Source organism: uncultured Phascolarctobacterium sp., assembly GCF_902463975.1.
In the GTDB taxonomy this organism is placed as follows: Bacteria; Bacillota; Negativicutes; order Acidaminococcales; family Acidaminococcaceae; genus Phascolarctobacterium_A.
Window position 1 is genome coordinate 1 of sequence record NZ_CABQHJ010000050.1, and the last position, 8,958, is coordinate 8,958.

Annotated in this window: 8 protein-coding genes and 1 CRISPR repeat array; of the genes, 6 read left to right on the plus strand and 2 right to left on the minus strand. The window is 43.7% G+C overall.

The window, feature by feature from the left end; all coding sequences use genetic code 11:
• Positions 1-200 precede the first annotated feature (200 nt).
• From RDW05_RS11350 to cas1, 4 genes are all read left to right on the plus strand, one after another.
• Positions 201-1,379: a hypothetical protein gene (locus tag RDW05_RS11350; RefSeq protein WP_307979140.1), complete on the plus strand. Its 1,179-nt coding sequence runs from the start codon at positions 201-203 to the stop codon at positions 1,377-1,379.
• A 563-nt stretch (positions 1,380-1,942) separates the two neighbouring features.
• Positions 1,943-2,515 (plus strand): hypothetical protein, encoded by a 573-nt coding sequence (locus RDW05_RS11355; protein ID WP_307979141.1) that lies wholly within the window; start codon positions 1,943-1,945, stop codon positions 2,513-2,515.
• 386 nt (positions 2,516-2,901) lie between these two features.
• A CRISPR array of direct repeats spans positions 2,902-3,221; the repeat unit is 35 nt; unit sequence GTTGCAACAGTGATTACCGCTTGCGGTTTTGTAAC.
• Positions 3,222-3,406: 185 nt separating this feature from the next.
• Positions 3,407-3,667 (plus strand): CRISPR-associated endonuclease Cas2, encoded by a 261-nt coding sequence (gene cas2 / locus RDW05_RS11360; protein WP_307979142.1) that lies wholly within the window; start codon positions 3,407-3,409, stop codon positions 3,665-3,667.
• A gap of 7 nt (positions 3,668-3,674) precedes the next feature.
• Positions 3,675-4,652, plus strand: a complete 978-nt coding sequence (cas1, locus tag RDW05_RS11365) for a CRISPR-associated endonuclease Cas1 (RefSeq protein WP_307979144.1) — start codon at positions 3,675-3,677, stop codon at positions 4,650-4,652.
• 458 nt (positions 4,653-5,110) lie between these two features.
• On the opposite strand, the gene RDW05_RS11370 is transcribed toward cas1, so the two are convergent.
• Positions 5,111-6,082: a WYL domain-containing protein gene (locus RDW05_RS11370; RefSeq protein ID WP_307979146.1), complete on the minus strand. Its 972-nt coding sequence runs from the start codon at positions 6,080-6,082 to the stop codon at positions 5,111-5,113.
• Positions 6,066-7,328, minus strand: coding sequence for a WYL domain-containing protein (locus RDW05_RS11375; protein ID WP_307979147.1), 1,263 nt, complete (start codon positions 7,326-7,328; stop codon positions 6,066-6,068). Before RDW05_RS11375 ends, RDW05_RS11370 begins: the two co-directional genes overlap by 17 nt.
• 161 nt (positions 7,329-7,489) lie before the next feature.
• Here RDW05_RS11375 and RDW05_RS11380 point away from each other — a divergent pair, with 161 nt between their 5' ends.
• Together RDW05_RS11380 and RDW05_RS11385 are read left to right on the plus strand one after the other, a co-directional pair.
• Positions 7,490-8,209 carry a TVP38/TMEM64 family protein gene (locus RDW05_RS11380; RefSeq protein ID WP_307979148.1) on the plus strand — a complete coding sequence of 240 codons (720 nt, stop codon included), beginning with the start codon at positions 7,490-7,492 and terminating at the stop codon, positions 8,207-8,209.
• Positions 8,187-8,804, plus strand: a complete 618-nt coding sequence (locus RDW05_RS11385) for a CYTH domain-containing protein (RefSeq protein WP_307979149.1) — start codon at positions 8,187-8,189, stop codon at positions 8,802-8,804. Before RDW05_RS11380 ends, RDW05_RS11385 begins: the two co-directional genes overlap by 23 nt.
• The last annotated feature ends 154 nt before the right edge of the window (positions 8,805-8,958 follow it).

The window sequence follows — 8,958 nt, forward strand, 5'->3', positions numbered from 1 at the left end:
GAGGTGAACAGAATGCCGGATATTACAATAATTATTGATTTTTAATTTAGCCGATAATGCTTGGGAGTGAGATTTTAAAACTGCTGGCAAAAAGCTTGCTTATCAAACTTCCGAAGAAAATGGCTAAAAAATTCGTTGAAGAAAAGAAGGTTAATGATTTACTTTCTAAATAAGATTTAAAATTTTGGGAGGCGTACATTATGGGTTTTAAACAATGTGGAAATAATATAGTTGTCAAGTCTTCGGTTGGTTATGCAGGTGACCGTCATTTGCAAAATAACAACGGGAAGAATGCAGGTACAAAAATTAATTCAAGAACAGTTGGAGCAGCAAGCTGTGGTTTGGCTGTACAGGAAGCTGCAAGGGCTGCTGCTATATCCGGCAGATTCGCAGCTGGCCTGGAAAACCTTAATACGGCACGTGGTGGCCAAAAGGGATTGTTCGGCTTTGTTGGTGAAGAGATGCAGGCAGCTGATGCTTCGATTAATGGTAAAATGACCTATGTAATTAATAATAACGGTGCAGCAGATTTGGTTTACGTTGGCAAGAATGGTCATAAGTACTATCAACAGGTAAAGCTGGGTTATGAAAATAGCTTTAAGCAAAAAATAAATTTTGCAGAATATAAAGGCCAGACTATCGTTGTTGATAAAGGCAATCCGAGCTTTGCCAAGATAAAGGCTGAAGGTGCTAAGCATGGTGTAAAGGTTATTGAAGGTAACATCACAAAAGCGGAAGCACAGGAATTGGCCAAATATATGCAGCAGGAAACAGCTATAACCGGTGCTAAAAAAGCGGTTATCGTACCTAAAGTGGCTGCTGCTCATAAAGCAGGCTTGAGCACCGCTAAAGCAGGTGCCTTGTACGGTGCCGGTTTCAGCATGGGTTCCAATCTTGTTGATGTCGCGTGTGGCGATAAGGAGATAGGAGAGGCTGCTAAGGATGTGGCAAAGGATACTGCTGTTAGCTATGCTGCCGGTTACGCTTTGGGTGCAGCTGGCTCTGCAGTAGCATCAACTTCTGCGGGAGCTGCCATGATTTCTGGTGTGAGTGCAGCAGGAACTGCTGTTACCAGTACTACTGTCGGTGCTGCTCTTGCATCTGGTGCTACGGCCGCTGGTGCTACGGTTGCCGGTGCCGGTGCAGCTGCAACCGGAGCTGTAGTAGGTTCTGTTGCTGCGGCCGGAAGTGCCGTAGGCAGTGCAGCTATTGCGGCAACTGCCGGAACTGCGATTGGTGGTGCTGTTGCAGGTGGCGTTGCTGCGACTGCTGCCGCCGGTGCTGCTGTAGGAGCTGCTGCGGTAGCTGCTGCCCCGGTAGTTGCTGTAGGTGCCGTTTTGGGATTAGGTTGCAGTGTGTTCAAAAAATTATTTGATTAATCCCGTGGCTGCCACGCAAGTGGTGGCCTTCGGGTTTCTGCTTTAGATATTGAGTGTGCCGGTTTTGCATAGACTTTGCACCACTTGCTCCAGTTGCACCACTTTTTTCAGCCTTTTTGCTAAAAAATCAGTGGCTCGAAAATTTTAATATAATATAAATAAAAATTTCTTGAAATAGCTGTAAATGCCATAAAATAAAGGACTAGAACCCTTACGAAGACTTTACTTACAGGGATATATATTATGGTTAGTGGCGCAGTTTTTCTTTTTGCTCCAAAAGTAGTGGTTCAAGTGGTGCAAGTGGTGCAGAATAAGAAAAGCAAAAAATCTCAAAACTTCTTGACACATCTTATATTTTGTCGTATACTAACCGTAGCGTAGAAAACGCTACCTATAATTCAACCATATAAGAATTATAAGATGTCATTATGGGAAAAATCTAAGATTGTGTGTACTAGTAGTGTGTATGCTATTAGTGTACCCAAAAATTGATTCCCATAATGGCTTTTTTTATTGCCTTATTCTAGCCTAGTTAAGTGTTTTAAAGAAAGGATGATTCTTATATGGCAAATTATTGTTACACAAATTTATACGTCTACGGTCCTCAAGAGGAGCTGGCAGACCTCTTTAAAAAGCTCAAGCGCTGGACGCGCAAGGATGAGCGTAAACCGAAAACTGCCTTTGGCTGCGGCTGGCTCAGCTTCATCGCTGAGGGCGCCGGTATCCAGGCCTTTGAACTCCGCGCTGGCGTTGAAAAAATCCAGTTCGACGGCAAAGGACAGCTCTTTATCAAGTATATATCTGCAGACGGCCCGCAGCCCGCTTTCTGGGAGGCGCTGGTGCGTAAGTTCGCACCGCGCAGCTGGTCCTGCTACCTGGCGGAGGAATCCTGCACAGGCTTGTACATTACCAACGATAAATTGAAGCGGAAAATTACCGCAGATTACGCCATTCCCGGACGTTGGGCCGACGGTTCCTACACCTCGTCGCTTGTTCGTCGCAGCACCTTCTACTCTGAAGGAGCTATGCGCGAGCTGCTCGTCAGCAAATACGGTGCTGGCAAGGCTATGGCCGAGCTCCTGGAGCTGGCCAAAAAGGATAACCTTCCTGTCTACAAGGTAAAACGCGTCGACTAGGACGCAGGGCTGCCACGCAAGTGGCGCCCTTTTTTTGTGTGCCGGTTTTTCTTCTTGACGAAGAGAAGATGCGTGCTGTATAATGAAGATGTAATAGGCAATGCAACGCTGCTGTTTGGCAAACGTGTTTGGAAGAGGCGAGTTAGACGTCCCGCGAGCGGGCTTTTTGTAGCTTCAAGGTTGTTCGCTTTTGCAGGGTATGCAGACAGAGCGGCTGCGGAGGTTTGCCAAATTTATGAAGGCCTTGCGTGATAAGGGTTTTGAGAGCCGGGCGTTGGGGAAAAACGTTGAAAAAGGCGTTTTTCAGATGAATAATGGTAAACGTTGATTTGGTTTGCCAAAGTGTACCCAAAGAGCCGCTCCAGGCAAGGGTTTCAAGGGGTGCTGTTGCAACAGTGATTACCGCTTGCGGTTTTGTAACAATCATAGTCATAAGAATTTCAGATTTCTTTCTAAAGTTGCAACAGTGATTACCGCTTGCGGTTTTGTAACGAATCCAGCTTTAGCACTAGAACCACCAGCAGAACCGTTGCAACAGTGATTACCGCTTGCGGTTTTGTAACTCGTAGATGCGTCAGTAAAAATGTTAATTGTATTTCCGTTGCAACAGTGATTACCGCTTGCGGTTTTGTAACATGGAACGAATGAAGGCTTCACACTGTTCTTTGGTTGTTGCAACAGCGATTACTGCTTGCGGTATAAAGAAAAAGACATAACGACTTTTATGGTCGTTATGTCTCTTTTTTGTTCACAGGAGTTTTGAAAAGCTACTTGCTTTATACTGTGTTATACTTTGCCTATATAAAGCATATAAAAATATTACATCTGATAAGGAATTTTCTATGGTAACAGCATTCAGCAAGATGTGTAAATGTTAGAAAGGAGTCCCGAATGCAAGTTATAATTTGCTATGATGTTAGTGATAACAAGTTAAGATATAAGCTGGTTAAGCATTTGGAAAAAATAGCTGTTAGAGTGCAGCTGAGTGTTTTTAAGGCAGAGCTGAAGCCTGCGGAAATTTCTAAGCTTGATAAGTATGCTAAAAAGCTTTTGCATAATGGGGCAAAAGGCAATGTACTCATATATCAGGTAGAGCAGGAATTTACCAATAGCGAGCAAAATTTTTTGCCCGAAGCTTTTATTGTAATATGAGGTGAAGATGATGAGCGATATTTATCTTAATCAGCATGGAATAGAAGTTAGCAAGGATGGTGGCAGACTGACCATTAAGAGCAAAGACGGTCAAGTCAAATACTTGCCGTTGAGCTATGCAGATTGCCTGATTGTAACTGCTTCAGTGCAGATAACCTATGCGGCAATTATGGCTGTTTTAGCAAATAAGGGCAGTATCATTTATATAGATAATAATGGCGATATTGCGGGTGAGTTGGGGATGAAAATGGGTAAAAGCAGACAGCTTGTAAGGCAGCTGCAGTGCTACAGCGATGTTAGCAAAAGACAGGAAATTGCTGCTGATATTGTCAAAAAGAAAATTTTAGCTCAACGCAATATACTGAGTGTCAAAAATAAAAGCCTGCAAAATTCCGCTATAAAAAGCGTTATAGGCAAGCTTAGCGCCTTGGCTAAATTGGCTGAAGGAAGTAAAAGCATTGAAAAGCTTATGGGTATAGAGGGCGTTGCAGCGAAAGCGTATTTTGATACATTTGCGATTTTGTTAAGTGGCGGCGCATTCAAATGGAATGGACGACACAAGAGACCTGCAACGGATCCTGTAAATGCTATGCTGAGTTTTGGCTATTCCATGTTGGAAAAGGATGTTAGGCGAGCTATTTCAACAGCAGGTCTCGCAAGCTCGATAGGCTTTTTGCATGAGCTTAACTATCGCAAGGATAGCCTGGTATATGATTTGATGGAGGTTTTTCGCCCAACGATTATCGATAAATTAGTATTGCGATGCATAAGCCTGAAGATATTTACGGAAAGTGATTTTGTTATTTCTGATGGCAAGTGTTTGTTTGAGGAAGATGCAAAAAAACGCTTTATTGCGGAGTATGAAAATTATGTCGGACAGGATGATGACGATATAGAAATGAGTAAAAGAAAGCGGATTATCTTGGAGGCAAAGGGATTGGTGAAGAAAATGAGAGATTTAGAAGCAGCGGAGATAAAAAGTTAAGTTCGCAGGAGTTTTGAAAAGATATTCAGTGAGTGTGGTGTTAAAATATAATCAATCCGAGGGGCACAACCCCAAAGCTTATACAGAACTATAAAACAAAGGGAGCTGCAAGGAGATGCCGGATATTACTATAATTGTTGAATGGTAAGTTAGCTGATAATGCTTAAGAAGGGAGATGAAGAGAATGAATCCAGTAATAATTATGGCGTTGATTACTGCTGCTTATGAGATATTGGATGCTATTGATGATGATTGAGTGATTCCCGGTACAGGGTGCCGGTATTTGAAAGGATGTGAAATTTATGAATCCGAAAATAGTTGCAGCTTTGATAGGGTTAGTCGGGCATGCGATTGCCGTAGCGATTCGGCAGAATAGGAAAAGTAAAAATGAAAGATAAAACAACGCTCCGGTAAACAGCTTTTGCTGCTACTGGAGCGTTTTGCTTGGATGTAGCGTTTTATCTTGTAAAGGATTCCTGGATGGCAGCTATAATTTGCTGGCGTAATTTTTGTGGTGACGAAACCACAATACTGCTGCCAAGGGAAAGGATATTTTGCACGATTTCTGCATTATCAAAATGGTCACGAGCGAATATTTTCAACTGGTAGGCGTCTTCATCAAAGCGGCTTATTTCCTTGTCATAGTTGGAGAAAATATTAAAGCAGCGTTCTAACACATTATATTGAGCAGCATCAAACTGCAAAACAATAGGCTCTGACTCAGTCTTTAGTCTCTCTACATAAGCATCTGCAAGCTCGATTTTGCTGCAGTCAAAGCTTTGCGGAAGAAGCTGGAGTTTGGTTATAGTGGCAAAATCACTTTTGAAGGTCCATTGCTTCGCTTCATTCCACATAATAAAATTAAAGCTGTTATTGTTGGCGCAATACTCTATTTTATACGGCACTGCTTCTCCCTTATACTTGTTGCCATAGATATCATAGCTTTCATAATAGACATAATGCTTGCTGTTTAGAGCCTCCAGTGCAGTTTTAAATTTCTCCTGATAAGCTGCGGAGCTAAAGCAGGGCTTGTCTATTTGAATGTGGATGTTCCAGTTTGATTGCTGCCAATGTTGCTCGCTGCTGCCATCCTGGGGCATGGCCTGCAGCAGCTTTTCCTTCAGCGAAGCAGAAATCAGGCAGTCGATCCTGGGGTCATGAAGCATTTCCTTCAGCCATTTCATTTCCAGTACGGTAGGGATGATGGGAACCGCTTGTTTAGCAAAGGGCCGGAGCAGCTCCGTGTTAGCAGCGTCTGGGACGAACAGATTATCAATGAGCTTCTGCTCCTGTGGGGAGAGGGAAGAGTTGTTGGTAATGCGTTTTTCAAGCTCCGGCTTACTGATTGGCTGATTAGTTCTATGAATTGTGTTTATAGCCCTGACAGCAGCTTGCAGGCTATTATTTTTTAGCTCATTGAATAATTCCATATTTTTGCAAGGCCTCCATTTTATCTTTTTCTAAGCGCTCCTTAACAACTGTATCTGTATCGCTTCCGAGGGAAACATATTTATGGAAGGTTCTAATCCAGGGAACCAGGGAGAAGGCATCCTGTACGGTTGCAGTGTAGCGATAATGCTCCTTATCCAATTCCGTACAATGCATCCACGCAGCTTCTTGCTGCAGGCGGTGCTTTATAGCTGTTACTTCTCGCTCGTCGTCAGTGGCTTTAAAAGTGAAAATCAGGTCCAGCTTCTTGGCCGCAGGCTTCTTGACTTTCTGACTGGTCGCAGGCTTTATGGCTTTCTTGGGAGATATTACCTGGATTTTGGTGATTTTTTCCACCTTATAGGCCACGTGCTTTGTTGTATACAGGTAGGTGCGGCCATAGGGATAATCGGTTCGTAAGGCTTCAGGCACTAGCAGGATGCTCTTTTTGTTCTTGTCATAGCTTATTTTGAGGGATTTTTTATTTTCTATAGCCTGAAGAATAATATAAATCACTTCGTCATCAACTATTTTGCTATAATTGCAGAAGCGATACTGCCAAAACAAATTTTTTTCGGGACATGCTACTTTCTTGCTTTCCATATATTGGGAAATGGTATTTGCCAAATAGTAGCCGGGAACGGATAAGGGGGACACATTAGTAAAGAAGCTTACTGCGTTATATAATTCCAGAAGCTCCTTGGCTGTAAGCTGGTCAAGAATATTGTCAGCCAGCTGATAATAGCTTTTATTCTTCACCTTGTTTGTTTTTAGCAGGCCGCTGCCTGTAAGCGCGCATAAGGCTCTATAGGGTGCTGAGTTCGAAATATCTAATTGCTTATAGTCGTTTTCTTTATAAATAGCGTCTTCGATTTCGTTGATAAACCGGGAATTGCCGTCTCCAAGAATTTGCAAAATGATAATATAATAAAAGGCATTATTAGGCAAGCTTTTTATGAAATAGGTGTTGACGAGATAATTATAGGAGCTTTTATACATATCTGCGTTGAAGCGGGTACGCTTTTCTTTGCCATTGAAGCTTTCTTCAATAAAGCCTTGCTTTATGCAATCCGACAAGATGCGTTTGTAATCGTCATAGGTACGATTATTGATACCGATTTCTGCATATTCCTGTCTGCTGCGATAGCTGTAGATAGTTATGTTGCGGATAAAATCACGGTAGCGTTCGTAATACTTGACTGTCTTTGTATATGAAGACTTAGCATTTTTTGATTTTTTGCCAATCATCAGGCATCCCTCCTTCAGAATAATTTAACACAGATTTGTATATTTGTACAGAAACTGGCAGGTGTTCTGCCGCTTTGCAACGAACAAAATTGGCAATACTGCTTGCGTAAATTCCTCTAAACGCCGTATAATAAATGAGAGTTTGAAAATCAGAGGTTTATATGAAGAAAAAATATCTATATTTACTTTTACGCGTGCTGGTCTATCTGTTGGTGCTGGGGGCAATTTTGTATAGCCTGTACGAATCGCCGTATAACCCGCATCCGCATAGTGCTGAGGATATCCGCCGCTGGGTGGTGGGCTTTGGCGTGTGGGCACCGCTTATTTATGTGGCGGTGTATACCATTCGTCCGCTGCTTTTATTCCCGACGCTGCTTTTGAACCTGAGCGCAGGCGTGCTGTTCGGTCCCTGGTGGGGCATCTTATTTCTGCTTCTGGGTGGCTTTGGCTGTGCAAGCTTTTGCTATCTGTTGGGACGCTTTGGCGGCGGCAATTGGCTGCTGCGTAATTTTGGCGGCAGCTGGGGCGAACGTCTGACGCATTATCTTGTTGGCGACGGCAGCTTTAAGAAGATGATTATTTTGCGTACAGTGCCGATTTTTCCTTATGATCCGGTGAGCATTATTGCCGGCAGCGTGCGTTTACCGTTCAAGATTTATGCGGCAGCAACAGTTCTCGGCATGCTTCCGGGGGCAATTGCTTATAACTTTTTGGCAGATGCTTTTGGTACGACGCGCTTTTATGCGGCGCTGGCGGTGACGCTGCTGGCCTTTGGTATACCGCTCGTTTGGTGGCAGAAGAATTCTGCGGCTCAGGCATTGGGCAGCTTGAAAAATTTTGGTAAAGGCAGTGATGATAATGGCAAAGAATACAGAGATTGAATTGAAGCTTTTGCTCAGCAGGGAAGGCTTGGAGAAAATGCTGCAGCTGGATTTCATGCAGCAGGCCATGCGCCCCGACAGCTACAAAAAACGCCGTCTGGTAAGCACCTATTATGATACGGAGAATATGGCTCTTACGCAGCATGGTATTGCTTACCGTGTGCGCGATAAGGGCGATGGCAGCTTTGAAGCAACGGTAAAGACTTCTAAGCAGAGCAAGGATGGCTTGAGCGAGCGTCTGGAGCTGAACCTGCCGCTGCAGGAGTTCAAGCCTGAGCTGAATGGCTTTGCAGCGCTTGGACTTGGCTACGAGCTTAGCGAGCTTGCTCCGGCAGGTGTGCATGCCTTGTTTACGGTTGACGTAGAGCGTATAACCTATATTCTGGATTATGACGGCGCTGTTATTGAGCTGGCAATTGATAAGGGTGCAATTCATTGCGGTGAGCAAAGCGACAGCATTGATGAGGTCGAATTTGAGCTTATGAGCGGCACTGTAGACGCGCTGTTGAAGCTTAAGGACAAAATAGCGTCACAGGTGGAGCTGCGTGCGGAGGAACGCAGCAAGTTTGCACGTGGCCTGGCACTTTTGCAATGATAGAGAGAGCTTTTGGTTTTGTAAGAAAAAAGTAAAAAAGTTTAGGAAAAGCTGTTGACAAACTGGCCTAAATCCTGTATAATTCTTTTTGTCGCAAACGGATGGGTTCCCGAGTGGTTAAAGGGAGCAGACTGTAAATCTGCCGCGTTTCGCT